The organism is Shewanella sp. SW32 (genome assembly GCF_025653365.1).
Classification (GTDB): Bacteria; Pseudomonadota; Gammaproteobacteria; order Enterobacterales; family Shewanellaceae; genus Shewanella; species Shewanella oncorhynchi.
In genome coordinates this window covers 80,278-105,349 of sequence record NZ_JAKKSJ010000010.1, presented here as the reverse complement: position 1 = coordinate 105,349, position 25,072 = coordinate 80,278, and the positions used below count along the sequence as shown (strand labels likewise).

Sequence of the window (25,072 nt, the reverse complement as noted above, 5' to 3'; positions counted from 1 at the left end):
AAGAAAAAACGCGCCATAAGCGCGTTTTGATATCGGATAAATCGACTCGACTAGCGCCTACTTAGCACTAGTTTTAGCCATTTTTTGCACATCAGCCATATCTAAGGTGATATAAGCGGTTTCGTCTAAAAATGCATCTGGCAATTCAGCGTCGTCTTTAATGTCTTCCATTGATTTAACCGGTGCTAAACCATTGGCGACTCGACGCTCGTTTGTTCTGTCGAGGACTTTTTTCTCATCGGCTTCGCGGGAAGCAATACGCTCACTTTCAACCAGAGACACAGTTTTCTCTTTGTGATGCTTTTTAAAGTCGGCAATATCTTGATTGATATAGGCAAACTCTACGCTGTTTTTTATACGGTTAAGGTGCTTAGATTCAAGGCCAGTCACTAACTCAGGCGTAACATCATTAAGCGTGCCATATTGCGCCATAGGCACTTTATCCCAAGGTAAAGCATTTTTCTCTTCAGCTTCACCGTACTCGCCCGGCTCCAACGCACTTGGGTAAGCAATGTTGGGGGTCACACCTTTAATCTGTGTACTACCACCATTAATACGGTAGAACTTTTGAATCGTATACTGCACATGGCCAATTGGCTTCTCATACATGTCGTAGATACGGCCTAGGCTCTTATGCTGCTGTACTGTGCCTTTCCCAAAACTCGACTCACCGACGATCAGTGCACGGTCATAATCTTGCAATGCGGCAGCAAAAATTTCAGAGGCTGAAGCACTGTAACGGTCAACCATCACAGTCAATGGTCCTGCATAACTGGTTTTACCGTCGTTATCACGATGCGCAGACACTCGTCCATCGGCATCACGAATTTGCACTACAGGGCCCATATCGATAAAGAGTCCCGTCAGTAGCACGGCTTCCGTTAATGCACCTCCACCGTTACCTCTAAGGTCGATGACTATGCCTTCTACTTTGGCGTCGTTTAACTTCACGAGCTCTTTTTCAACGTCCTGCGACAAATTCATATAAAAACCAGGAATTTGGATCACGCCGACTTTGCGATTAGCATACTCACCGTCTTTAGGTTCAATCACCTTAGAGGTTGCAGCTCTGTCTTCAAGACGAATTTTGTCGCGAACTAAGGTAACGTCGAATGGCTTCGCATTCGAACCGCCTTTCTTCGGTAAAATTTGCAGAACAACTTTACTGCCCTTAGGCCCTTTGATCAGGTCGACCACGTCGTCTAAACGCCAGCCGATTACATCAACAATTTCACCGCCTTCTTGACCGACGCCGACAATCTTGTCTTCCGGCGACAGTTTTTCACTGCCCGCAGCAGGGCCGCCAGTAATTAAACTTTTAATGACAGTGTAATCGTCTTCAAGTTGCAGTTGAGCACCAATGCCTTCAAGGCTCAAGTTCATTTCCATTTGGAAACGTTCAGCATTGCGTGGTGAAAGGTAACTTGTATGTGGCTCAATGCTACGAGAGAAGGCATTCATCACGCCTTGGAACACGTCTTCACTGTTAGTTTGAATCAACCGTTTAATAGCGTTGTTGTAACGCTTTTGGAGGATATCAACAATCTCAGGCCATTGCTTACCTGTGAGTTTAAGATTTAGTGCATCGTATTTAACACGTTGACGCCATAACTCATTAATTTCTGTCTGGTCTTTTGGCCATGCGGCCTCATCGCGGTCGTACTCATAGGCATCACCGGGCGCAGAAAAATCCATCTCTTTATCTAATAGAGATAAAGCATAGACAAAGCCTTCATAGCGGCGCTTTTGGACGATATCAAACATTTTATAGGCAGGCTCAAGTTCACCAGAACTAAGCATGTCATCGAATTGGGTAGCATAAGGTTTAAAACTATCGACATCCGCTTGGGTTAACACATTGCGGCGATAATCCAACTGCTGCAGATAACGATCAAAAATTTGCGCAGAAAAGGCGTCATCGAGATTGAATCTATGATAGTGCGAACGAGTGTATAAGTCCGTTACCCTTTTGCTCGCAACCTTATGTTGCGCTTCCTGCTTGAGAGTGGGTAACTCGCTGATTTGAATCGTGGGTGGTACGGCCCAAGCCGAGAATCCGACAAAAACAGTGGCGATCGAGGTAGCCAAAGTGAGTTTTCGCATCAACAAGTTACTCCGTTTTAATAAATGATTACAGCAGGATATGTTCTGCTCTAACTTTAATCGTTAGGCCACTATCAAGCTGAACATGAATATCTTCCTTGTTAATGTCAGTAATCACACCGGCTACGGGTGTCATACCTAATTTAACATTGACGCGTTGTTTTTTCGTTAAATCAGTCAATTGTGCTTGAACATAATTGACGACTGGCGCTGCAGCTTTTGGCGCAGGCTTAGCAGGACGCTCAGTTTTAGCACGCTGAGGAACGGCCACCTTTTTAGGTGTTTTCTTCGCCGCAGGCTTAGGTGCAAGTGCTGCACGTTTCGCTTTGGCCTTATCCTGACTCTCTTTCAACATGGCTTGAGCATGATCAATGTGCTCTTGCTCTAACTCGCCGCAAGGTTCGCCATCCAGGTTTACGCGTTGTGCGCCTGCTTTAACGCACTTTAAATAGCGCCAGCTGCTGGTGTAACGTCTCAAGGCAACTCTGAGCTGAGTTTTACTGACTTTAGAATCATCAGCCAACCTTTCAGCCAAATCTTGAAACAATCCGATTTTTAATGGCTTAGTTTCACCTTCAGCAATAAAGCACAAAGGAAATGTTTCATACAAATACGCCAAAATTGCATTGGTGTCGGTCAACTTTTCTGTTGATTCCATCATTACTTCCACAGTCAAAAAGGGACATCGATTCGAGGTGATATATATCAGCTTCTTACATGTCGTTTATCTTCGTTAAACTCAATATTGAGTCAACGTACAAATTAGCATCCTAGCCGCGTTTACTAAAGTTAAAAAATATACCTTAACAAATTTTGTCAGCTCAAAACACTAAGCTTATTCATTGCATGCCAATCAAACCAGCTTAATGCGTGCAGGCGCATATTATAAGGCGCACGCCACCGATTGCGACTATGAATTATGCGTTATTGTACGCAAATTAATCAAATAGGCAGTTTTCAAAACTTTTAACCAGTAATTCCAGCCCCTTTTGGTCTTCTTCATCGAAACGATCGAAGATAGGACTGTCAATATCGAGCACGGCAACCACGTTACCTTGCGCACGAACTGGCACAACGATTTCAGAATTACTGGCAGAATCACAGGCAATATGACCATCAAATTGATGGACATCGGCCACTCGCTGAGTTTGATTAGTGAATGCTGCAGTACCACACACACCTTTTCCTAACGGAATGCGTGTACAAGCCACTTTACCTTGAAACGGGCCTAATACTAGTTGTTCGCCACGCATGACGTAGAATCCCACCCAGTTCAGCTCAGTTAAATTATCATTGAGCAAGGCTGAAAAATTCGCCATCGCCGCAACAAGGTCATCTTCCCCTTCCAACAAGGCCAAGGCTTGACGGTTAAGTGACTCATAAAATTTCGATTTCATTACATTTCCTAACAATTTTATTCTGCTGCTTCGGTCTTTTTAGCCGCTTTTTTCGCTGCAGGCGGATTCGTTGGCGTACTATTAACCTGAACTGCGCCTTTAAGCAAGTTCGTCAGCTCATCTTTATTGTTAGCAAAATAGAATGCGAGCTTTTCGCCCACACTTTCATCTATACCCAAATCAGCTTTTTGAATGAAGGGGATAAGGTTATCGGCGATATCGAGCATCTTATCGTAGGCATCAGCCTCCTTCTTAGATGTGAATGTCATCTTTTCAACCCCTTCTCTGACCACGACAAACTGTGTTATTACTGCCATGACTGCCCTCGCACTGTTTTTATATACAGTAACTAGAGTGACATAGATTGAACTTGTGATGCAAGTGTTCTGATTAATCTGATATTATTAGCGTACTTTCGTTGCCAAGATTATAAAAGCGCTAGACGTGGCTGAACAGCTAACTAGCACGACACTTTGCACCGATCTCGCTGTTATTACTCCTATTAGGCTAATATATATTTTTATATGCATGAAAACGCAGCAGAAAATTCAGTAACCCTATGCCGCTCCTGCGATTTAGCAGTCCGCAAACGTGCCTTGCCTAGCGGCGTTAGAGCAATCTGTCCTCGTTGCAGCACTGCACTTTATGACACGCCATACTGCTCTGTGAATGGTATGTTAGCCCTATGTATTTCGGCATTAGTGTTTTATTTCCCTGCTAATTTTTTACCCGTACTCGAGATCCACTTTTTCGGCAGTATTCGTACTACCACGGTTTTCCAAGGGGCATTTGCAGTATTTGACCAAGGCTATTGGGTTGTAGGTGTCGCCGTACTTGCCGCAGCTGTGATAGGTCCAGGCTTATTACTGTTATCGATATTGACACAGATTTTAATTGTAAAATGGGGGTTGAGTAGCCTTTTTTGGCGTAACTCATTGAAGCAGTTATTAAAATTTCATGGTATCTTATCGCAGCTCACTATGCTGGAAATTTATGTGATCAGCTTCTTAGTTTCATCATTTCAGCTATCTGATTTTTCGGACATTTATTTTGGTATGGGCACATTTTGCTTCACTATGCTGTTTCTCGTGACCTTGTTTCTACAAAGAGAATACGATTTAGAACATATGTGGACGTTATTGGAAGGTCATAGCTGATATGAAACAACAAGGTAAAGATATCGGCCTATGTCTCTGTAAAGTGTGTCGCCAACTCAACAGCAGTGAACTCACGCACTGTCAGCGCTGTGAAACTGAGTTGCACGTCAGAGACTATTCCAGCCTACAAAAAAGTTGGGCTTTGTTGATTACCGCTGCCATCTTGCTGGTGCCTGCCAACATTTACCCTATCACTATGCTGACCAATCAAGGGCAAGTGCGGCACGACACGATTTTTTCGGGCATTTTGCATCTAGTGCATTCAGATATGTTGCCCATTGCCGTGATAGTTTTTACTGCCAGTATTTTAGTGCCATGGATTAAAATCATCGGCTTATCCATTTATCTGTGTGCGATCAGCTTTGATATTCCGATTTCAAAAAAGAAATTGATGGTGGGTTTTCACATCATCGAATGGATTGGTCGTTGGTCAATGCTCGATTTATTTGTCATCTCAATCACAGTGGCATTAGTGAATATGGGACAACTACTCGATGCTAAACCCGCGCCTGCAGCGACTGCATTTGCCTTGGTTATTCTGTTAACTCAGTTAGCCGCAAAAGTGTTAGACACTCGTTTACTCTGGGATCGATTGGAACCTCAAGATGACACAAATTGAATCGCCGAAAGTTGTAAAGAAAAAACTCTTTTCGCCCATTTGGCTACTGCCTATTGTCGCGTTGGCATTGGGTGCGTGGCTGGGCATTAAGAGCATTAAAGAATCGGGGGTTGAAATTCAAATTCACTTTCCGAGCGCCACTGGGATTGACGTAGGTAAAACTTTAGTCAAATACCAAGGCTTGACTGTCGGTAAAGTAAAAGACATTGGCATCGATGAAGATCTCAAGGGCGTAAACGTTAAGGTCATGATGGACTACCGTGCTAAGCCTTTCTTAAATAAAGAGACCCTCTTCTGGCTTGTCACCCCTAAGGCCAGCATCACAGGTGTTGAAGGCTTAGATGCACTGTTTTCGGGTAACTACATTGCGATTCAACCGGGTAAAGGTAATGCGTCAACATTTTTTGAAGCAGAACGCCAACCACCGCCGATGCAAATCGGCTCAGAAGGTGTGATGGTCGAATTGACCTCCGATAAACTCGGTTCGCTCGATGTTGGCTCGCCAATATTTTTCCGCCAAATCCCAGTGGGTAGCGTGGTCAGCTATCGTTTAGATGGCAATCAAAGAGTCATTATCAGCGCTTTCATTCAAGAGCAATATGCGCGGTTAGTGAAGAAAAATTCTCACTTTTGGAATGTTTCTGGCGTCAAAATTGATGCTTCACTAACTGGGGTTAAAGTCAGTTCAGAGAGTTTGGCGTCCATTCTGGCTGGCGGCGTGAGTTTCAGCTCTGACGATAAAGCAGACATAGCTAAAAACGGTGACGTTTTTTCGCTTTATGATTCAGAAACCACTGCCCTTGGCGGCATAGAAATAAACCTAACCATGGCTGACGCTAACGGTATCGACAAAGGTACCCGCATCGTTTATCGCGGCATGAACATTGGCAGTATTTTAAGTAAACAACTCACGTCCAATGGTGTTACAGCCGTGGCTAAGTTTGAACCTCAATACGGTTCACTGTTAACTAACGACGGCGTGTTTTGGCTTGAAGGTGCTGATATTTCCCTCTCAGGCATTAAGAATCCAGAACGCTTACTGACAGGTAGCGTGATCAACTTCCTGCCAGGCATCAACACCAAAAGCGCGGTACCAAGCAGCTTTGCCTTACAAGCCAAAGCGCCTGATTTACTGCAATCGAAGAAGCGTTTCTTGACCTTAACCTCAGCCGAAAACATGGGTATTTCAGCGGGCGCTCAAGTTCGCTTCAAGCAAATCCCCATTGGTTCAGTGCTTGCGGTTAAGTTAACCAAAGATTTATCGGCAGTGGAATACCAACTCGAGCTACAACCTGAGTTTGCCAGTCTAATACGCAGCGACAGCTATTTTGTGCCTGAGTCGGCATTAACGGTAAACGCATCGTTAGACGGTGTCTCAGTCAAAGCAAGGGATTTTACAACGCTCACTCAAGGTGCAGTTAGCTTGATCCAAGGTCACAGCGACACACCTTTAGCTGCTAACAGCGCTCTGACCCTCTTTAGCTCTGTGGATGCCGCGACAGCTTTTTATGATCGTCAGCAGCAAGTGCATTTAACGTTAATCAGTCAAGATGGCGCCGATGTCAGCCAAGGCTCACCGATTTACTATAAAAAAATGCAAATTGGCACAGTTGACTCAGTGAACTGGCAAAGCAAAACCGAAGACTTCGCTATCAAGCTCGCCATAGACAAACAGTTTCAACCCTTGCTGAAAAAGCCAAAAGTATTCTGGCGTAACAGCGCCGTGGATATCAGTGCCAGTCTTGCGGGCATTGATGTTGCGGTCGCGCCGCTTCAAGGAGCATTAAAGGGCAGCATCAGTCTGGGACTGCTTGATAGCAATGACAAAGTGAGCAATACAACCCCGTTAAAACTCTATGAGAGCAAGCAGTTGGCATTAACTCAGGCGCAGGCAATTCGCCTCACATTACCCGCCTCCAGCAAACTGACGGCCAAGGCCGCGATTCGCTATCAAGGTCATCAAGTGGGTGAAGTGTCGCAGGTGAAGCTCAATGCGGATCTTAATACACTCACAGCTAGCGCATATCTCTACGGGGAATATGCCGAACATTTCAGCCGCAGTGACTGTGAATATCATTTAGTGGATGCACAAATTTCTCTGGCGGGGATCAAAGCGCCAGAAACGCTGATCACAGGTCCTTACATAGGAGTCTTACCGGGTAAGAGTAGTCAAAAAGCGACCCAGTTTGTTGCCAACCTCGCTGCCAGCAGCTATGCCAATGTTGCCGAAGATGCGCTGAAATTCATTCTAGAAGATACTAGCCTAGGCTCAATGAAAGTCGGCACACCTATCTTCTTCCGAGGGATTAAAGTCGGTCAAATCGACGGTTATAGCCTATCGACACAGGGGAATAGTGTATTGATGCAGGCCCATATCGAGGCACAGTACAGTCACTTAGTGAATCAAAGCAGTCAGTTCTGGGATGCCTCAGGGATTAAAGTCGATGTAGGCCTCTTCTCTGGTGCCCAAATCGAAGCGGGCTCGCTGGAAACCTTACTCGCTGGCGGCATCAATGTGGCGACTAAGGACACGACTCAAGAGGGTAATCATTTAGCGACTGGCACAGTATTAAGATTACAACACAAAGCCGAAAACGAATGGCAGCAATGGGCACCAGCCCAGTAATTTTTTTCATCAAAATACTTACACCAACGCACTAATATTAAAGCTCTTATAAATAAATCAGGCGCATAATGCGCCTGATTTATTTTTAGCTTCTCTCGCAATGTTATTGAGACATTCTAGATCGCTCAATACTCTAGCCCCCTTATCCATAAAACCAATAACAAACAGCAATCGCGGCGCTGATCCCTGCAAAGTCCGCAGTTAAACCGCAAGCCAAGGCGTGGCGTCCATGGCGAATACCCACAGAACCAAAATACACAGCGAGAACATAGAAAGTGGTTTCAGTACTACCCTGAAAAATCGCCGCTAATCGACCCGCAAAGGAATCTACTCCGTGGTGATCCATTGTCTCAAGCATCATGGCTCTGGCGCCTGAGCCACTAAAAGGTTTCATCAGCGCGGTCGGCATAGCATCGACAAAACGCGTATCAAAACCTAATATCCGCACACCAGTGGCAATCAAGTGCAACAGATAATCCAAGGCGCCGGATGCACGCAGTAAACCAATCGCTAATAGCATGGCGAGCAAATAAGGGATCAATTGGATGGATTGGGCAAAACCCGCCTTCGCCCCATCAATAAACTCATCATAAACCGCCACCTTACGGATGCCCGCAACAATCACGAAGGTAAATACCAATAACAGCAAAATACCATTGCCCATTGCCGTCGACACTGTGCCAATGGCCTCAGCACTTAAAGTCATCAGATAAAAACCACTCGCCACTAATCCTGAGAGCATCAAGGCGCCATAACCGAGCACCACTGAGTTTAATAATGAAATTCGCTGCACTAACGCCACAACCAGCAAGCCCGCCAATGTCGATGCCGAAGTAGCCAGTAAAATCGGCAAGAAAATATCCGCAGGCGCAGCGGCACCTTGCTGGGCACGATAAAGGAATACCGTCACAGGCACTAAGGTCACAGAGGAAGTATTGAGTACTAAAAATAAGATTTGCGCATTGGTCGCCACGGTTTTTAGCGGATTTAAACTCTGTAAATCATGCATAGCCTTTAAACCAAGTGGCGTGGCGGCATTATCTAACCCAAAGATATTCGCTGTTAAATTCATCGTGATACTGCCAAAGGCGGGATGCCCCTTGGGCACTTCAGGCATCAAACGGCGCAGTAATGGCTCAAACACAAAGGCAATAGCGCCGACAACGCCAGCCTTTTCTCCTACCTGCATCAATCCCATCCACAGAGAAAGCACGCCAATCAGCCCAAGGGAAATTTCAGCAGCAAGCTTAGCACTCGCAAATAATGCGGCGACCGAAGCCGATAGGACTTCTATGTGCCCATTGAACAGTTGCACCGCTATTGCAAGCAATGCTGTGATAAAAAAAGCCAACCACACGCGATTCAGCACGCTAATCCCCTTATTTTTATTTGTTTTTATTCTATTAGCTCATGGCTACTGAGTGCTAGCTTTATGGCGACTCATTCCAATATCGCTCAAATCGTCAGAGCATAAACATTAAATAACAATAGCAGCCTTGGCTGCTCGGGAGAAAATCTCAGACCCAATAAGGGATTATGATATACTCGCGCCAGTTGATACACAGTCTATTTTCCTATGGTTCAATGAAATCAATGGTCCAATTAAATCAAAATTTTATCGATACAATCACCCAAGAACTCCCCGCCCATTTATCCATGGACGAGTTTATTGCCGCCTGCGACAGGCCGCTTAGACGTTCAATTCGGGTCAATACCTTAAAAATCAGCAGTGACAACTTTAAGACCTTGATGCAACCTAAGGGCTGGACGTTCGATCCTATTCCTTGGTGTGAAGACGGATTTTGGATCAGTTACGACGAAGAAGAACAACTCGGCAATGCCTTAGAGCACATCCAAGGCTTATTCTACATTCAAGAAGCCAGCTCTATGTTGCCGCCGACCGCACTTTTTACACCGAATGCACATTGGCAGTGCGTACTCGATCTCGCCTCCGCACCGGGTTCAAAAACCACGCAAATGGCCGCATTAATGCAAAACCAAGGCTTATTGGTGGCGAATGAGTATTCGGCGAGCCGCGTAAAAGTATTGCACGCCAATGTGCTGCGCATGGGCGCGAGCCACTGCGCCCTCACCCATTTCGATGGCCGTGTATTTGGCGAATACCTGTACGAAAGTTTTGATGCCGTGCTTATCGATGCGCCCTGTGGCGGTGAAGGCACAGTGCGTAAAGACGCCGATGCGCTAAAACACTGGAACCTAGACGATGTGCTGGCGATTAGCGAAACCCAAAAAGCCTTAATCAAATCGGCGTTTCTCGCCCTGAAACCCGGTGGCAGTTTGGTCTACTCAACCTGCACCTTAAACCGCCTCGAAAACCAAGGCGTGTGCGAGTATTTAAAGCAAGTCTACGGCGATGCGGTGCAATTTGAATCCTTAAGCGATTTATTTGATGGTGCAAATCGAGCTACAACGCCCGAAGGCTTCTTACATGTCTGGCCACAGATTTACGACAGTGAAGGTTTCTTTGTCGCTAAATTAACAAAAACGGCCTCAGTGCCGCGTTTACAACCAGAGCCTAAACTACAGAAAAACTTTCCCTTCACGCCCGCATCAGCGAAACAAGCCCAAGGGATCAAAGACTATTTTCAGCAGGATTTAGGCATCAGCTTACCGGACGAACTCATCATGGTTCGCGATGATGAATTCTGGCTATTTCCGCATGAATTCAACGCTTTTGTCGGCCGTATGCGCTTTCAGCGCATTGGTATTAAACTCGCCGATAACAGTAAACACGGCTTTAAAGTCCGCCATGAAGCGATTATTGCATTAGCAGGAAAACAGCTCAGCCCAACCGCAAAAACGGTCGATGTGAGCGATGTTGAAGCGAAAGAATATTTGATGGGGCGAGATATTGCCCTAAACACCGCAGTGAAAGCTCAAGGTGAAGTGATCGTCTGTTATGGCGGAGCACCATTAGGCATGGCGAAACATTTAGGCAATAAGTTAAAAAACAATCTACCCAGAGACTTAGTGAAAGATAAAGTGTTACTGCTACCAGAACAGACAAAATCGTTATAATTTCGCTGTTTTTTAGCGATAAATAACCTAAAAAAGAAGAAAGTGAGCGCGACTATAAGACAAAAGCTCGACTACACTGAGTCTATTGTAAAGCGCACTGCATGGCGCTTTCACCTGTAGCGCACGGCTCTTCAATGAGCCATTCCCCTAGGCCCAAACAGCTTTAATCGTTTTGGGCCTTTTTTTATGCCAATATCTTTGAGCCAGTGCCTTTATGCCTGAGTCTTTTGGCCACAGTATTGACAATCACGCAATAGCATACTCAGGGTCAAAACACTTGCAGCTAACGGCCAACTAAACGCGCTGCATCTTTGAATAAATTAAAAAAGTTATTGCTGGTGTACTCCGCAAGATCTTCGTAGCGCTCACCTCTAAGCTCTGCCACAAACTCAGCCACATCGCGCACATAGGCAGGCTGATTCTCTTGTCCACGGTGTGGGATCGGCGCCAAATAAGGCGAATCAGTTTCAACTAGCAGACGATCCTGAGGCACTTTGCGAATAACGGTTCGCAGATCACCCGCATTTTTAAAAGTGACTATGCCAGAAACCGAAATATAAAAGCCGAGGTCAATCGCCGCTTTCGCCATCTCCCAGTTTTCGGTAAAGCAATGCAGCACGCCGCCAACGTTATCCGCGTTGCCCTGCTTAAGCATATTGATCGTATCTTCACGTGCATCACGGGTATGGACAATTAAAGGTTTATTCACTTCTACCGCAAGGGCAATCTGCTGCTCAAAACATTGCTGTTGCAACAGCTTAGTGTCGTCTGCATAAAAATAATCTAACCCCGTTTCACCAATCGCGACCACTTTAGGATCGGTGGCAAAGCGGCGGATTTGCTCAACATCGAGGCCTTCTTTAACGTCTAATGGATGCACACCCGATGACAAAAATACCTGTTCGAAGGCTGCAACTTTATCTCGCATCGATTCAAATCCTTGCTGGCGTACATTCACGCACAACATATAGTCCACGCCACGGGCTTTAGCATTAGCAAGAATCTGTTCTAAGGTTTGTTGATCAGGCGCCGCTTTGAGGCGATCGAGATGGCAGTGTGAATCAATAAGCACAAGGATTTCCAAGCAGAGTAACAAAGGACGACAAGGATACCCAGCCAAGAGATCGAGGTCAAATTCAACAGAAGTAAATAGCCAGTTTAGGCAGTGAACAAACGTTTAAACCAGATCAATAATGCAGGCTAAGCTACATAGTGCAGGTTAGATCGCCGGAGGCGAGTTCGCGGGACAGTAACTTTTCGATATGGTGTTTATGGCTATCTGGCTCAGAAATAATTTTAATGCCAATCCCCACAGGGCGGCCACCCGACGCTCCTAAGGGATTAATCCACACCACAACACCACGAAATTCATTAGTGAGGGTTGCGCCGGGTAAACGATACGCAATCGTCAGCGGTTGGCCAAGATAATGACTTTCACTGGTCGCAATAAATAATCCTGCCGGCTTAATAAAAGGCATATAGGCACGATATAACTGATGTAAGGTATCAAAATTAACGACGAGATCTACCATGGCATATTACTTATTTGTTATCTCTCTATATTCTAAGACATAACTTTGACACAGGGCCAGATAATTGACGCTCGGCATTGTGCTTAAGCTATGACACATTCCCATGATCTTAGCCGCCAAATTCCCGAGCTGCGCATGAACAAACGCATCTTGATGGCTATTTTTCAGTAAAACCTGTCGTATAAGTAGGTACAAAACCTTAAGAACATCAATTATTTGTTGTTCACTTATTATTAACAAACTAGCACACAGATGACCAGACGACAAACTTTGTGCCCAATCTTTGCGAAATTGTAGCAAGGATTGATACCGACTCTGTTGACTACTCTCAGACAGCAAGCTCTCAGCCAACTTTAACGGCCCACCCACGACACTCAAACACCAAGTTACATCCTCTTGAATACCACATCGCTGGGCAAGCCAGTTTTTGATGACCTCTCGACTCGGAACGACAAAAGGAATGCGTTGACAACGACTGCTAACCGTCGCCATCAAACGTGCAGGCGTATCCGACTGCAAAATCAGTAAGGTGTCTTTACCAGGCTCCTCAAGGGTTTTAAGGAGTGCGTTCGCAGCAGCGGAGTTAAGACGCTCGCTGTGGTGGATAATCGCTACACGCCTGCCACTTTGCTGTGCGGTGGCTGTCAGACGCGTACACAGCTCACGAATTTGATCGACTTTAATTTGATTGCCATCGGCGGCGATATGATAAAAATCAGGATGATTGCCCGCATCATAGAGCTGACAAGACTTACAAAAACCGCACGCTCCCACAGGCGTTGGCTGCACACACATAGCCGCGCGCGCCATAAACACACTCAGCAACTCACCGCCATAGGCTGAATCAATGCCAACGAGTTGTGCGTGAGGTATTTTTTGACGCGCTAATTGAGCTAAAAATGCCTGTCTTGGCCCTTCGAGCCAAGGTAATTGCTCAGCCGTAAATCCGGACTCGGCTACCATACCATCGCCTGAAGCACGGCTAAGATATCTTTGTGCACTTCGGCCATAGTTTGGCTCGCGTCTATAACCACGATACTGTCATCTTCGCTGGCAAGTTTGAGATATGTAGCGCGTGCGCGCTCAAAGAAATCAATCGCTTGTTGCTCAATTCTATCAAGCTCACCACGTTTAGCTGCGCGGGTAAGTCCAAGCTTAGGATCTAAATCTAAGTACAAAGTAAGATCGGGTTTAAATCCCTTTAGTGTTGCAGTGCTCACCGCTTCCACTAACGGCATTAACCCTCTGCCACCACCTTGATAAGCTAATGACGATAGATTATGTCTATCACCCAATACCCATTGCCCTTGCGCAAGCGCGGGCTTTATGACATTAGCAACCAACTGAGCTCTGGCAGCATAAATGAGTAAACACTCGGCCTCATCACACAGGGGATCGTTCGCATCGGCAATCTTAACTAAATCACGGATACGTTCAGCCAATGGTGTACCGCCCGGTTCGCGGGTGCAAATCGGTGCTTTACCCGTATGCTTTTCAATAAAGTCGCGAATAAGGTTAATCGCACTCGACTTACCTGCGCCTTCTAAGCCTTCAATAACGATAAATTTTGCAAAAACTGACATTGGATTTTCTTTCTCTGCATTTTTACTTTGGTGATTTTTCTGGCGTCGCTGGTTTTGTCTTACGCTGATAGACGTCTACAGCATGATTGTGTTCTTCAAGCGTGGTTGAAAACACATGGGTGCCATCGTTGCGCGATACAAAATAAAGGTAACTCACACTGGCGGGCTTAGACACGGCCATCAATGAGGCTTTACTCGGTGCAGCTATCGGCGTTGGCGGCAATCCAAAGATACGATAAGTATTAAAAGGCGTCTCTTCGACTAAATCTTTGCGGGTGATATTACCCTTATAGCGATCACCCATGCCGTAAATAACGGTCGGATCGGTTTGCAGACGCATACCTAGGTTAAGACGATTAACAAATACACCGGCGATTTGCTCACGCTCATGGGCTTGGCCGGTTTCCTTTTCAACTATCGATGCCAAAATCAGCATTTCATAGGGCGATTTTAACGGCAAATTTGGCGCCCGTTCTGCCCACGCTTTGGCAAGCTCCTGCTCCATCATTTTATAGCTTTGAGTCAGCATGACTTTAGCATCCGCCTCGGCGGTATAATGATAAGTGTCGGGGAAGAATTTTCCTTCAGGCAAACCAGAATCATCGCCTTGTGCCATCAATACCGCTGCAAATGCTTCTGGTGACATTTGTAAATGCGGAGCACTGGTAAGCTGTTGTTCCCATTCCACAATAGTTTTACCTTCAACTAAGGTCAAACTGAAGGTTTTTACTTTCCCAGCGATCAAATCATTGAGTAAATCAGTAATCGTTTGTGAAGGTGATATTTCATAAAGTCCCGTGCGAATTTTGGCAAGCTCAGGACGAAACTTAAGTAGCCACTTGAGTTTCCACGTATCTTGAATAACGCCGTCATCGGCAAGTTGCTGCGCCAGTTGATTTACACTGGTGCCGCGTTCAACCTTCAACTCTTTAGGCTCGCTGAGACTCAGCGGCGTTTGACTGTATTCGACAACCGTTTGATAGCCCCAAAAGGCACCCAAACAGACTAAGGTTAGCAAGGTCAACAGGGTTGAACTGGCGATAATAATGATTTTTTTCATAGAGTGAGTGAAAGTGTCTGTCTAAGTTGCGCGGTAATCGGAGCACGGGTGAACTTGAGCGAGTCTATCGCCAGTACATCCACAATCCCTAAAACGCTGTTAGTGATAAACGCTGAGTCAAATTCGATTAAACGCTCGGCGCCAACGGGCAAACATTCGATATTCATGTTCTGTTCAAGCAAGGCCAATATGATCTGTTCGCGCATCACACCCGCCACGCCACACAGGGCTAATGAAGGCGTGATAATGCGATTATCTTTGATAAAAAACACATTCGCCATCGAAGATTCAATCACATTCTCCTCGATATCTTTGACTAACCAGTCATCAAATCCCTGCGGTAAAGAGTGTGATTTAATCAAAACTTGTTCGAGTCGATTTAAATGCTTCATCCCTGCCAACAGAGGCTGCAAACCCAATCGTACCGACGAAGTTTTAAGGCTAATACCCTGTTGCTGCCACTGAGCATAATGGCCGGGGATAGTATGAACTGAGACGATTTCGGTAGGATTAACCGTTTCTGGCGGTGTATAGCCACGGCCACCAGCACCACGGGAAACGATTAACTTAATGCAATGATGAGGATATTCAATGGCTAAGGTATTCAGTTGCTGTTGCAATGCTTCACTCATTTGCCATTGAAATCCAAGCCTTGCGGCGCCTGCGGTTAAACGGGCTTGATGGGCTTCAAAAAACATAATCCCCTCAGCGTCCGTTCGCATCGTTGCAAACAGACCATCACCGTAGGCAAGCCCTCGATCAGAAGGGTCGACACTTGCCTGCGATGCGCCATTCACCCAGAACACGCGTATTAGTCCTGACTGATACGGCTAGCCACCGCTTCTTGCTGATCTTTGTACTTGGCACTCTTACGAGTGTTATAAGGACGTGCAACCGCATGATTTAAGCGTTCAAAGTTAAGCGCACCTATAGTCATGCGTGGACGCAAAGCTAAAGGCAACTTGCCGCTGTTATAAAACTCGAGCACAATTTTACCTTGCCAACCCGGATCGATACGGTGCGCCGTTACGTGTACCATCAGGCCTAAACGCGCTAGAGACGAACGGCCATCAAGCCAACCGACGATATCAGCAGGTAAAGTTACGCTCTCGTAAGTCACAGCCAAAGCCAATTCGCCAGGATGCAAGAAAAATGCTTCGCCATCGGGGATTTCGATAATCTCACTCATCACCCGATCGAGCGCCGCTTGCATCTCAGCACTTGGACCACTCAAGTCGATAAAAGGCGCGGTATGATCTTTAAAGACGCGAAACTGTCCACCTAAGCGCACATCAACACTGACGCCTGAAATAGCTTCTATGCCTGGGCGAGGTTCTATTACGATAGTGCCGTTATCAAGGGCCTGTTCAATTTCGATATCGGTTAAGCGCATCTTGCCTATTACTCCTTGAGTTTTTATGTCGTTATTTTGCCAGTAAATGTTGGATACGAGTCTTTAAAATATCGGTCGCAATACGATTTTTGCCGCCACGGGGAACGATAATATCGGCGTATTGTTTCGAGGGTTCGATAAACTGTAAGAACATAGGACGCACGGTTTTCTTGTACTGTGAAATCACAGACTCCATAGTACGGCCCCGCTCGGCCACATCACGAGTTAAGCGACGTAGGAAACAAATGTCCAGCGGCGTGTCCATAAACACACTCGCGTCCATCAGGGCACGTAACTTAGGATCGGTCAGCAATAAGATACCTTCTAAAATGATCACCTTTTTCGGTGTCATCTTTAAAGTTTCTGCAGTGCGTGTATGTTCTGTATAGCTATAACAAGGGATATCAACAGCTTCGCCAGACTTGAGCAACTGTAAATGCGTGCACAACAATTGATGGTCCAGCGCTTTTGGATGATCGTAATTCGTTAATACCCGTTCATCCATGGATAAATGACTCTGATCGCGATAGTACGCGTCTTCATTAATTACCCCAATTTGATCTGTGCCTAAATCGCGGCGCAATTCGTCAAAAATCGTTTTGGCAATTAAACTTTTGCCCGATGCTGACGCGCCAGCAATTGCAATAATGACACACTGCTGAGAATTCATACCCTTAAACCTTACTCGTCATCTGAAACACTAATAGAAACTGTTTTCTGGCTTTGCTTTAAAGCCAATTCTGCGCCCACTTTACGGGCAATTTCCCGATAAAGAGCTGCGACTTCACTGTCAGGATCGGCAACGACGGTCGGCGCACCATTATCCATGGCTTCACGGATATTGATGTGCAGCGGCAAAGCGCCTAACAGTGGAACTTGATAGCGTTCAGCAATTTTACTGCCGCCGTGTGTTCCAAATGGATGTTCTTTATGACCACACTCAGGACATAAATGGAAACTCATGTTCTCGACAATACCCAGCACAGGAATGTTCACTTTCTGGAACATATTGATGCCCTTCTTGGCATCGGCCAGCGCGATATCCTGCGGTGTAGTCACGATAACAGCGCCGCTCACAGGGACTTTTTGCGATAACGTGAGCTGAATATCCCCTGTGCCTGGTGGCATATCAACGACTAAATAATCCAGTTCTGGCCATTGGGTTTCATTCAGTAACTGGGCCAACGCGCCCGCGGCCATTGGGCCACGCCACACGGCAGCTTCATCACCACTGAGCATAAAACCAATCGACTGCGCGGCAATACCATGGGCACTGGCGGCTGTCATATGTTTGCCATCGGGGGAAAGCGGTCTGAAATTAGGAATACCTAACATCATAGGCACTGACGGGCCGTAAATATCCGCATCGAGAATACCCACCTGCGCACCTTCGGCCGCTAATGCCAAAGCTAAGTTCACCGCTGTGGTTGACTTACCCACGCCGCCCTTACCTGAGGCTACGGCAATCACTTGCTTCACATTGGCAATCGGCGCAATAGAAGATAACGCTGAGTAGGCTTTAGGTTGAAAATCGATTTCACACTCGACTTCATCAATAGCATCGAGCACCGCTAACTTATTCGTCAGCGCCATAACAGTGTCGCGATACTGAGTCATACAAGGGTATGGATAGACTAAGCCAAGCTGCAAACGCTTACCTTCCAATGCCAGCTTATTTACGCATCCTGCGCTCACTAACCCTTTCGCGAGATACGGGTCAACAAATGAATCGAGAATAGCCAGAACTGGCCCGAGAAGATCGTCATTCAGACGATAATCAGTTTGAGTTGAAGACAAAAGAATTACCCCCACCAATAAATTTGCCCAAGTGTACCAGATAATGCAGAAAACATTAGCGCAGATTTAGCTCAATTGGCTCAGGTTTTGATGAAAATCATCCTGTAATCGGTTAGTATCTCTACCAATATTTTTGGCCCACCACGATATTTGAGACAAGATGGCAACTTCACAACGTAAAATTCTCGTGACCAGCGCACTTCCCTATGCAAACGGACCGATACATTTAGGTCACATGCTGGAATACATACAGACAGATATCTGGTCGCGTTATCAAAAGCTTCGTGGACATGAGTGCCACTATATTTGTGCCGATGACGCCCATGGCACGCCAATCATGCTTAAAGCACAGCAATTAGGCATAGCGCCAGAAGACATGATTGCCCAAGTGAACAAAGAACATCAGCATGATTTTGCCGATTTCAATATCGCCTTCGATAACTATCACAGCACCCACAGCGATGAAAACCGCGTACTGGCGAGTGATATTTATCTCAAGCTACGTGCGAATGGCTATATCAAGAGCAAGAGTATTTCTCAGCTGTTCGATCCTGAGAAATCCATGTTCCTGCCAGACCGATTCGTAAAAGGCACTTGTCCTAAGTGTAAGTCACCGGACCAATACGGCGATAACTGTGATGCCTGCGGCGCGACTTACAGCCCAACTGAGCTCATCAATCCAAAATCAGCGGTATCGGGTGCGACACCAGTGATGAAAGACACTGAGCACTTTTTCTTCGACCTGCCCGCCTTCGAAGGCATGCTAAAAGAGTGGACTCGCTCTGGCGCACTGCAAGTCGAGATGGCCAATAAACTCGACGAGTGGTTCGAGCAAGGTCTGCAGCAATGGGATATCACCCGTGATGCACCGTATTTTGGTTTCGAAATTCCCGATGCGCCAGGTAAGTATTTCTACGTTTGGCTCGATGCGCCTATCGGTTATATGGGTTCGTTCAAAAACCTCTGTGACAAACGCCCTGAGCTGAGCTTTGAGGAATTCTGGGGCAAAGATTCAACCGCCGAGGTTTATCACTTCATCGGTAAAGACATAGTCTACTTCCACAGTCTGTTTTGGCCAGCCATGTTACACGGCTCAGGTTACCGCCAGCCAAACAGCGTCTATGCCCACGGCTATGTGACGGTCAACGGCGCTAAGATGTCAAAATCCAAAGGCACTTTCATCAAGGCGCGAACTTATTTAGATCATTTAGATCCTGAATATTTACGTTACTACTACGCCGCCAAACTCAGCAGCCGTATCGACGATTTAGATTTAAATCTCGAAGATTTCGCCCAGCGCGTGAATTCAGACTTAGTCGGTAAGCTAGTGAACTTAGCCTCGCGCACCGCAGGTTTTATCACTAAACGTTTCGATGGCAAGCTAGCGAAAATTCACGACACCACCCTGACTGAAGCGTTTCTAGCCAAGCAAGATGTGATTGCCGAATTTTACGAAGGCCGCGAATACGGCAAAGCAATGCGCGAAATCATGGCACTGGCGGATATTGCTAACGGTTTTGTAGCCGATGCAGCACCTTGGCAAATGGTGAAACACGATGATCAACAGGAAGCGGCCCATCAAGTGTGTTCAAATGCCTTGAATCTGTTCCGTATTCTAGTGACGTATCTCAAACCTGTATTGCCACGTTTAGCCCAAGATGTGGAAGCCTTTTTCCAACTACCGCTCACTTGGAGTGCATTGAACCAAGATTTAGCGGGTCATGAAATCGCGCCATTCAAAGCCATGATGCAACGTGTTGAGCTGGATAAAGTCAATGCTATGGTTGCCGACTCTAAGGATAACCTGCAAGTCACGGCCGATGCACCAAAGACGGCTGCGCCTGAAAAAACGGTTGAATCATCTAATGTCAGCAGTGAGCCTCTGGTTAACGATCCTATCAGTGAAACCATCAACTTTGATGATTTTGCGAAAATCGACCTGCGTATCGCTCGTATCGTGAAAGCCGAGCATGTTGCTGACGCAGACAAGTTACTGAAGTTGCAGCTCGACATCGGTGGCGAAACACGCCAAGTGTTTGCAGGGATCAAATCGGCCTATTCGCCAGAAGATCTCGAAGGCAAACTAACTGTGATGGTCGCCAACTTAGCGCCACGTAAGATGCGTTTTGGTATGTCAGAAGGCATGGTTTTGGCCGCTGGCCCTGGTGGCAGCGACCTGTGGATTTTAGAACCCCATGAAGGCGCACAGCCTGGCATGCGGGTTAAGTAATCTGCGCTAGATAACGCTCGAAAAATCAATAAGGCCGCATTTTATGTGGCCTTATTTGTTGATATCGATTGTTTGAGCCGATTCGTGGTCGCAAGTGTCACTCAGTCTTTTAAAAGACTGAGTTTAAGCCATTTAATTTTAACTGAGTGGTTTAAGAGACCGAGTTAAAACTCGTATTTCTATCGACAAGAGATTCACGGCAATATGACATTCATATCAGTGACAAGTCTAAAATCGACACAGTGCTAAATGAATAATTCGAGGAGTAGTTATGGGAAATATCGTTGAGCAGTTGCTGTTTTCTGCCTCGATTACGGGCCCAATCTGTTTGATGTTAGCGCTCGGTGTGATCCTAAAACGCATCCAAGTCATCAATGAAAACTTTATTGATGTTGCATCAAGATTAGTCTTTAACGTGACGCTGCCTGCCTTGCTGTTCCTTAGCATCATTAGTTCCAATCATGATCTCGCCTCCAGTGCGCCCTTGATTGGCTATGGTTTAGCGGCCAATTTCCTGTTTTTTATACTTTCCACCTATGCAACTGGGCGGCTATTTCCCAAGCACAAAGACCAAGGTGTGATCATTCAAGGGGGTTTTAGGGCCAATACCGCCATTATCGGCTTAGCTTACGTTTCCAACGCCTATGGGAGTTCTGGTGTTGCCTTAGCAGCGGTCTATGTTGCCTCGATGACGCTGCTGTATAACATTCAAGCGGTTATTTGCCTAAGCCCTAAAGGCGAAGAATCCAGCCAACGTGCATTTGGCGTGATCATCAAGACCATCACCAAAAACCCGTTGATCATTGCCATTATGGCAGGCATGTTGTTCTATTTGCTTGCTATTCCAGTACCGAAAATGGTGCTCGATGCGGGACAATACTTTGCCAATATGACCCTGCCATTAGCGCTACTGTGTACCGGCGGCTCGCTCGATATTGGTTCACTCAAACATGAAAAGCATACAACTTGGTTCTCGACCGCATTGAAACTGATCTTTGCCCCGCTTTTTATCACTATTGGGGCCTTGCTGTTGGGTTATCGAGGGATTGAGTTAGCACTGGTTTTTTTAATGAGTTCTGCACCCACCGCAGCCGCAAGCTATGTGATGGCGCGCGCCATGGGTGGCAATGCGCCCCTTGCGGCCAATATTATTGCGCTAACCACAGTCTGCTCGCTGATCACGTGCACCTTAGGCATCTTTATATTGTCCACTTTGGAGCTAATCTAGCAGCAGCTAAGAGCTGATTGCACAAACGCTAGAGGAACGGATTTGAGTGACGATAAGTAACAATAAAACCACAATAAAAAAGGCGAACCATGCTCGCCTTTCGTTTAGGAATAAAACAGTTAGATGGTCATCACGAGCCGCTTTATGAATGGATTAGACCGGATTGGTGATATCCACAAAATGGTGCACGAGATCAAACTCGCGGGCGAGGTGACGGCCTAAGGCTTGAATGCCAAAACGTTCTGTCGCATGGTGCCCCGCCGCAAAATAATGTATGCCCTGCTCTACCGCACTATGGAACGTTCGCTCGGACACTTCGCCACTGATAAACGCATCCACACCTAAATTCGCCGCAACATCGATATAATCCTGTGCGCCACCAGTACACCAAGCTAAATGTTGGATCTTTGCATCGCCATCACCAATATGCAGTGGGGCTCTGCCTAACGCATTCTCAAGGGTGTGAGAAAATTCGCTAGCACTGACTGCAAGATCAAGTTTTCCACGCCACAGTAGCCCCTGAGCCACCTCTTCGATGGCTTCTGCGTCGACGATCCCAAGCTGTCTCCCCAAAGTCGCGTTATTACCGAGCATTGGGTGGGCATCTAAGGGTAAATGATACCCAAACAAGCTAATATCATGCTTGAGCAACGCCTTAATTCGGCGTTGTTTCATGCCTGTGATCACTTCAGGTTCATTCTTCCAAAAAAAGCCGTGATGAACCAATATCGCATCGGCGTTTAATCGAATCGCTTCATCGATCAAGGCCTGACACGCTGTCACGCCCGTTACTAAGGTGTGGATCTCATCCTTGCCTTCTACCTGCAGCCCATTGGGTGCGTAATCCTTAAAGGCCGACACATGTAAAAAATCGGCTAAATATTGGCTTAGTTCTGTCCGTGTCATTGCATTACCGTCCGTTACTCAAGATGACCATTTACTGAAGATGAGCACTTATTCAAGATGAGACAATCGCTTACATCGCGATATCAACACGCACGCCACCTTGCAGGTACACCACTCGAACTCTGTCACCCGCGTTAAACGTCATGCCAGCATCGTAATCTTGGATCACCATGACCTGAGTACCATCTTCTTGATTGATCATCAGTTCCACTAGCTTAAACGATTGCACGCTAGTACCGCTGCCATAACGGTTACCGATACCCCCACCAATCAAGGCACCTAAAATCGTCGCCACATCTCGACCCGAACCGCCACCAAACTGATTACCAATCACCCCACCCGCTAAGGCGCCGCCGAAGGTTTTCCAACCTTGATTACGGTCTTCAATTAACTGGGTTTCGGTGATATTACGTACCGAAGTGATATCGCCATAGAGTACTTTCTCAACTGGCACGGCTTGATTGCGATCATAGCCAGCATTAGCGGGACTGATGATAAAAGCAAAAATAAACATAAAGCTTGCTAGAGTAGGTTTCCACATATCTGAATTTCCGCTAACTTAATAATAAGGTCTATAACTAAATCATACTCAATTGTGAAGTCACTGTCTTTCCTGAATCACGAATTTGACGCTTTTCCTTCGCCCGAGCTCGCCTTAACCGATCCTAATGGTTTATTGGCTATCGGCGGCGACTTACGTCCTGAACGTTTACTCTCTGCTTACTACAACGGTATTTTTCCTTGGTTTAATTCTGACGATCCCATCCTGTGGTGGTCGCCGGATCCCCGCGCCGTGTTTATTCCAGGTGAAATTCACATCAGCACCAGCCTGCGTAAGTACTTAAAAAAGCAACCTTGGCGGATCACTATCAATCACGCTTTCACCGATGTGATGGCGGGATGCGCGCAGCCAAGAGAAAAACAGAGCGGCACTTGGATCACCCAAGAAATTCAAATGGCCTATCGCGAATTGCATCACACAGGTCATGCCCACTCCATTGAAGTGTGGGAAGGTGAACGTTTAATCGGTGGGCTTTACGGCTTAGCGATCGGCCAAGTATTTTGTGGCGAATCCATGTTTCACCGTAAAACCAATGCGTCCAAGGCCGCCGTTGCAGCACTGCAACAACATTTACTCAAGATGGGATTCAAACTCATCGACGCACAAGTGATGAATCCCCACCTAGAAAGTTTGGGAGCTAAAGCTATTAAACGCATTGATTTTATAACGTTACTGAGCGAACTGAGAAACAATCCCGTGGACCCAAATACTTGGGCCACTAAAGAGGTCATCCTTGAACTCGAGTAAAGCATCGATCGCTATCGGTATCAGTCAAATATTTCCCTGCAGCTACCTTGATGGCCAGCAGGAGCAGCTACTCGTCATCCAAGAAGATACGCTCGATCCCATTTTATTTGAGCGTTTGCTCGCAGTGGGTTTTCGCCGCAGTGGCAGCTCTATCTACAAACCACGTTGCCCTAGATGCAGTGCATGCCAACCAATCCGTGTACCAACGCATGAATTTGTCCCATCGAAACGCCAAAAACGCACTTTAGCAAAAAACCAAGATCTGACTTGGCGTATAACATCGGAGCAAACCGCCGAGCAATATACGCTATATGAACATTACATTCGTGGACGACATTTTGACGGCCCCATGTTTCCCCCAAGTGAAGATCAATATAATCACTTTCTTTTTTGCCATTGGTTACCGCCAACGTTTATCGAAGTCTATGATGGAAATAAATTATTGGCAGTTGCGGTCACTGATAGTTTGCCCAATAGTCTTTCGGCAATTTACAGCTATTTTGACCCCGACGAAGAACATCGCTCCCTCGGCGCACTGTTAATTTTAATTCAGTGTCGACTGGCGAAACTCATGAATAAAGAATTTGTTTATCTCGGATATCAAATAGATGAAAACCGTAAGATGTCTTACAAGCGTTTGTATCGCCCATATCAAATTCTCACACCGACGGGCTGGGAGTATTCCCAAGTTTGCTAAGTACTTCCCCTTTACAGCGGGGGGAATTTGGGGCATGATACGCCCGTTTTTTATATTCGAAGGCTAATGGGATAATTAATTAATGGCGAAAGAAGACAACATTGAAATGCAAGGCACTATCCTTGAAACCTTGCCAAACACAATGTTTCGTGTAGAGCTTGAAAATGGTCATGTGGTGATAGCCCACATTTCAGGCAAAATGCGTAAAAACTACATCCGGATCCTCACTGGCGATAAAGTTACCGTCCAGCTGACTCCTTATGATCTGACCAAAGGTCGCATTGTCTTCCGCGCACGCTGATATAGCCTCTTAGATTTAAAAACCCGGCAAGGCCGGGTTTTTTTGTTTGCGAAAGATGAAAAAAATGGCTGCAATTGCAGCCATTTTTATGTCTA

General features: G+C 46.2%; 25 protein-coding genes. 9 read left to right on the top strand and 16 right to left on the bottom strand.

The features are described 5' to 3' along the window. Window positions 1-57: 57 nt before the first annotated feature. The 4 genes from prc to L5M28_RS07980 form a co-directional block, all read right to left on the bottom strand. Window positions 58-2,103, bottom strand: a complete 2,046-nt coding sequence (prc, locus tag L5M28_RS07995; protein WP_263148419.1) for a carboxy terminal-processing peptidase — start codon at window positions 2,101-2,103, stop codon at window positions 58-60. A 28-nt stretch (window positions 2,104-2,131) separates the two neighbouring features. Next, window positions 2,132-2,761 (bottom strand): RNA chaperone ProQ, encoded by a 630-nt coding sequence (gene proQ / locus L5M28_RS07990; RefSeq protein ID WP_263176758.1) that lies wholly within the window; start codon window positions 2,759-2,761, stop codon window positions 2,132-2,134. Between the two features lie 280 nt (window positions 2,762-3,041). Beyond that, window positions 3,042-3,500, bottom strand: coding sequence for a GAF domain-containing protein (locus L5M28_RS07985; RefSeq protein WP_028759760.1), 459 nt, complete (start codon window positions 3,498-3,500; stop codon window positions 3,042-3,044). 17 nt (window positions 3,501-3,517) lie between these two features. Further along, window positions 3,518-3,817, bottom strand: a complete 300-nt coding sequence (locus L5M28_RS07980; RefSeq protein WP_105252655.1) for a YebG family protein — start codon at window positions 3,815-3,817, stop codon at window positions 3,518-3,520. A gap of 207 nt (window positions 3,818-4,024) precedes the next feature. On the opposite strand from L5M28_RS07980, the gene L5M28_RS07975 reads away from it, so the two are divergent. The 3 genes from L5M28_RS07975 to L5M28_RS07965 are packed head-to-tail and all read left to right on the top strand — an operon-like array spanning window position 4,025 to window position 7,902. Next, a complete protein-coding gene (locus L5M28_RS07975; protein WP_173244555.1) occupies window positions 4,025-4,657 on the top strand; it encodes a paraquat-inducible protein A in 633 nt (210 codons plus the stop codon). A 1-nt stretch (window position 4,658) separates the two neighbouring features. Then, the gene (locus tag L5M28_RS07970; protein WP_263202987.1) at window positions 4,659-5,276 is read left to right on the top strand and encodes a paraquat-inducible protein A; all 618 of its coding nucleotides are present in this window, start codon (window positions 4,659-4,661) and stop codon (window positions 5,274-5,276) included. Then, window positions 5,263-7,902 carry a PqiB family protein gene (locus L5M28_RS07965; protein ID WP_263202986.1) on the top strand — a complete coding sequence of 880 codons (2,640 nt, stop codon included), beginning with the start codon at window positions 5,263-5,265 and terminating at the stop codon, window positions 7,900-7,902. Before L5M28_RS07970 ends, L5M28_RS07965 begins: the two co-directional genes overlap by 14 nt. A gap of 142 nt (window positions 7,903-8,044) precedes the next feature. On the opposite strand, the gene L5M28_RS07960 is transcribed toward L5M28_RS07965, so the two are convergent. Then, window positions 8,045-9,271: a nucleoside recognition domain-containing protein gene (locus L5M28_RS07960; RefSeq protein WP_212600209.1), complete on the bottom strand. Its 1,227-nt coding sequence runs from the start codon at window positions 9,269-9,271 to the stop codon at window positions 8,045-8,047. Between the two features lie 224 nt (window positions 9,272-9,495). Here L5M28_RS07960 and rsmF point away from each other — a divergent pair, with 224 nt between their 5' ends. Further along, window positions 9,496-10,941 carry a 16S rRNA (cytosine(1407)-C(5))-methyltransferase RsmF gene (gene rsmF, locus L5M28_RS07955; RefSeq protein WP_263202985.1) on the top strand — a complete coding sequence of 482 codons (1,446 nt, stop codon included), beginning with the start codon at window positions 9,496-9,498 and terminating at the stop codon, window positions 10,939-10,941. 283 nt (window positions 10,942-11,224) lie between these two features. Here rsmF and L5M28_RS07950 read toward each other — a convergent pair whose 3' ends face one another. The 9 genes from L5M28_RS07950 to apbC form a co-directional block, all read right to left on the bottom strand. Beyond that, complete coding sequence (locus L5M28_RS07950) at window positions 11,225-12,013, bottom strand: TatD family hydrolase (protein WP_131523337.1); 789 nt, start codon at window positions 12,011-12,013, stop codon at window positions 11,225-11,227. 133 nt (window positions 12,014-12,146) lie between these two features. Continuing rightward, entirely contained in the window at window positions 12,147-12,473 is a 327-nt protein-coding gene (locus L5M28_RS07945; protein ID WP_028759752.1) for a PilZ domain-containing protein, read from the bottom strand. Between the two features lie 6 nt (window positions 12,474-12,479). Next, window positions 12,480-13,436 (bottom strand): DNA polymerase III subunit delta', encoded by a 957-nt coding sequence (gene holB / locus L5M28_RS07940; RefSeq protein ID WP_113940548.1) that lies wholly within the window; start codon window positions 13,434-13,436, stop codon window positions 12,480-12,482. After that, window positions 13,430-14,056 carry a dTMP kinase gene (gene tmk, locus L5M28_RS07935; protein ID WP_028759750.1) on the bottom strand — a complete coding sequence of 209 codons (627 nt, stop codon included), beginning with the start codon at window positions 14,054-14,056 and terminating at the stop codon, window positions 13,430-13,432. Before tmk ends, holB begins: the two co-directional genes overlap by 7 nt. Before the next feature lie 22 nt (window positions 14,057-14,078). Next, window positions 14,079-15,116: an endolytic transglycosylase MltG gene (gene mltG, locus L5M28_RS07930; RefSeq protein ID WP_105252663.1), complete on the bottom strand. Its 1,038-nt coding sequence runs from the start codon at window positions 15,114-15,116 to the stop codon at window positions 14,079-14,081. Next, window positions 15,113-15,922: an aminodeoxychorismate lyase gene (gene pabC, locus L5M28_RS07925; RefSeq protein ID WP_263195987.1), complete on the bottom strand. Its 810-nt coding sequence runs from the start codon at window positions 15,920-15,922 to the stop codon at window positions 15,113-15,115. Before pabC ends, mltG begins: the two co-directional genes overlap by 4 nt. Window positions 15,923-15,927: 5 nt before the next feature. Next, on the bottom strand, window positions 15,928-16,509 hold the full coding sequence (gene dcd, locus L5M28_RS07920) for a dCTP deaminase (protein ID WP_028759747.1): 582 nt from the start codon (window positions 16,507-16,509) through the stop codon (window positions 15,928-15,930). 31 nt (window positions 16,510-16,540) lie between these two features. Then, a complete protein-coding gene (udk, locus tag L5M28_RS07915) occupies window positions 16,541-17,179 on the bottom strand; it encodes a uridine kinase (RefSeq protein WP_028759746.1) in 639 nt (212 codons plus the stop codon). Window positions 17,180-17,190: 11 nt separating this feature from the next. Further along, the gene (gene apbC, locus L5M28_RS07910; RefSeq protein ID WP_006086266.1) at window positions 17,191-18,306 is read right to left on the bottom strand and encodes an iron-sulfur cluster carrier protein ApbC; all 1,116 of its coding nucleotides are present in this window, start codon (window positions 18,304-18,306) and stop codon (window positions 17,191-17,193) included. 160 nt (window positions 18,307-18,466) lie between these two features. On the opposite strand from apbC, the gene metG reads away from it, so the two are divergent. After that, a complete protein-coding gene (metG, locus tag L5M28_RS07905; RefSeq protein WP_263202984.1) occupies window positions 18,467-20,536 on the top strand; it encodes a methionine--tRNA ligase in 2,070 nt (689 codons plus the stop codon). 271 nt (window positions 20,537-20,807) lie between these two features. After that, window positions 20,808-21,764 carry an AEC family transporter gene (locus tag L5M28_RS07900; protein WP_263202983.1) on the top strand — a complete coding sequence of 319 codons (957 nt, stop codon included), beginning with the start codon at window positions 20,808-20,810 and terminating at the stop codon, window positions 21,762-21,764. Between the two features lie 153 nt (window positions 21,765-21,917). Here L5M28_RS07900 and L5M28_RS07895 read toward each other — a convergent pair whose 3' ends face one another. Both L5M28_RS07895 and L5M28_RS07890 read right to left on the bottom strand, forming a co-directional pair. Then, a complete protein-coding gene (locus tag L5M28_RS07895; protein WP_263202982.1) occupies window positions 21,918-22,670 on the bottom strand; it encodes a Nif3-like dinuclear metal center hexameric protein in 753 nt (250 codons plus the stop codon). Window positions 22,671-22,740: 70 nt separating this feature from the next. Then, window positions 22,741-23,211: a glycine zipper 2TM domain-containing protein gene (locus tag L5M28_RS07890; protein ID WP_028759742.1), complete on the bottom strand. Its 471-nt coding sequence runs from the start codon at window positions 23,209-23,211 to the stop codon at window positions 22,741-22,743. Between the two features lie 54 nt (window positions 23,212-23,265). On the opposite strand from L5M28_RS07890, the gene aat reads away from it, so the two are divergent. The 3 genes from aat (at window position 23,266) to infA (ending at window position 24,977) form a co-directional block, all read left to right on the top strand. Then, window positions 23,266-23,979: a leucyl/phenylalanyl-tRNA--protein transferase gene (gene aat / locus L5M28_RS07885; RefSeq protein WP_131523329.1), complete on the top strand. Its 714-nt coding sequence runs from the start codon at window positions 23,266-23,268 to the stop codon at window positions 23,977-23,979. Next, window positions 23,966-24,676 (top strand): arginyltransferase, encoded by a 711-nt coding sequence (locus L5M28_RS07880; protein WP_028759740.1) that lies wholly within the window; start codon window positions 23,966-23,968, stop codon window positions 24,674-24,676. Before aat ends, L5M28_RS07880 begins: the two co-directional genes overlap by 14 nt. 82 nt (window positions 24,677-24,758) lie before the next feature. Continuing rightward, the gene (gene infA, locus L5M28_RS07875) at window positions 24,759-24,977 is read left to right on the top strand and encodes a translation initiation factor IF-1 (RefSeq protein WP_006081934.1); all 219 of its coding nucleotides are present in this window, start codon (window positions 24,759-24,761) and stop codon (window positions 24,975-24,977) included. The last annotated feature ends 95 nt before the right edge of the window (window positions 24,978-25,072 follow it).

Excerpts from the sequence above, each read along its gene's own strand:
- prc (WP_263148419.1), bottom strand. The coding sequence starts at position 2,103 with ATGCGAAAACTCACTTTGGCTACCTCGATCGCCACTGTTTTTGTCGGA.
- proQ (WP_263176758.1), bottom strand. The coding sequence starts at position 2,761 with ATGGAATCAACAGAAAAGTTGACCGACACCAATGCAATTTTGGCGTAT.
- L5M28_RS07985 (WP_028759760.1), bottom strand. The coding sequence starts at position 3,500 with ATGAAATCGAAATTTTATGAGTCACTTAACCGTCAAGCCTTGGCCTTG.
- L5M28_RS07980 (WP_105252655.1), bottom strand. The coding sequence starts at position 3,817 with ATGGCAGTAATAACACAGTTTGTCGTGGTCAGAGAAGGGGTTGAAAAG.
- L5M28_RS07975 (WP_173244555.1), top strand. The coding sequence starts at position 4,025 with ATGCATGAAAACGCAGCAGAAAATTCAGTAACCCTATGCCGCTCCTGC.
- L5M28_RS07970 (WP_263202987.1), top strand. The coding sequence starts at position 4,659 with ATGAAACAACAAGGTAAAGATATCGGCCTATGTCTCTGTAAAGTGTGT.
- L5M28_RS07965 (WP_263202986.1), top strand. The coding sequence starts at position 5,263 with ATGACACAAATTGAATCGCCGAAAGTTGTAAAGAAAAAACTCTTTTCG.
- rsmF (WP_263202985.1), top strand. The coding sequence starts at position 9,496 with ATGGTCCAATTAAATCAAAATTTTATCGATACAATCACCCAAGAACTC.
- L5M28_RS07945 (WP_028759752.1), bottom strand. The coding sequence starts at position 12,473 with ATGGTAGATCTCGTCGTTAATTTTGATACCTTACATCAGTTATATCGT.
- holB (WP_113940548.1), bottom strand. The coding sequence starts at position 13,436 with ATGGTAGCCGAGTCCGGATTTACGGCTGAGCAATTACCTTGGCTCGAA.
- tmk (WP_028759750.1), bottom strand. The coding sequence starts at position 14,056 with ATGTCAGTTTTTGCAAAATTTATCGTTATTGAAGGCTTAGAAGGCGCA.
- mltG (WP_105252663.1), bottom strand. The coding sequence starts at position 15,116 with ATGAAAAAAATCATTATTATCGCCAGTTCAACCCTGTTGACCTTGCTA.
- dcd (WP_028759747.1), bottom strand. The coding sequence starts at position 16,509 with ATGCGCTTAACCGATATCGAAATTGAACAGGCCCTTGATAACGGCACT.
- udk (WP_028759746.1), bottom strand. The coding sequence starts at position 17,179 with ATGAATTCTCAGCAGTGTGTCATTATTGCAATTGCTGGCGCGTCAGCA.
- metG (WP_263202984.1), top strand. The coding sequence starts at position 18,467 with ATGGCAACTTCACAACGTAAAATTCTCGTGACCAGCGCACTTCCCTAT.
- L5M28_RS07900 (WP_263202983.1), top strand. The coding sequence starts at position 20,808 with ATGGGAAATATCGTTGAGCAGTTGCTGTTTTCTGCCTCGATTACGGGC.
- L5M28_RS07895 (WP_263202982.1), bottom strand. The coding sequence starts at position 22,670 with ATGACACGGACAGAACTAAGCCAATATTTAGCCGATTTTTTACATGTG.
- L5M28_RS07890 (WP_028759742.1), bottom strand. The coding sequence starts at position 23,211 with ATGTGGAAACCTACTCTAGCAAGCTTTATGTTTATTTTTGCTTTTATC.
- infA (WP_006081934.1), top strand. The coding sequence starts at position 24,759 with ATGGCGAAAGAAGACAACATTGAAATGCAAGGCACTATCCTTGAAACC.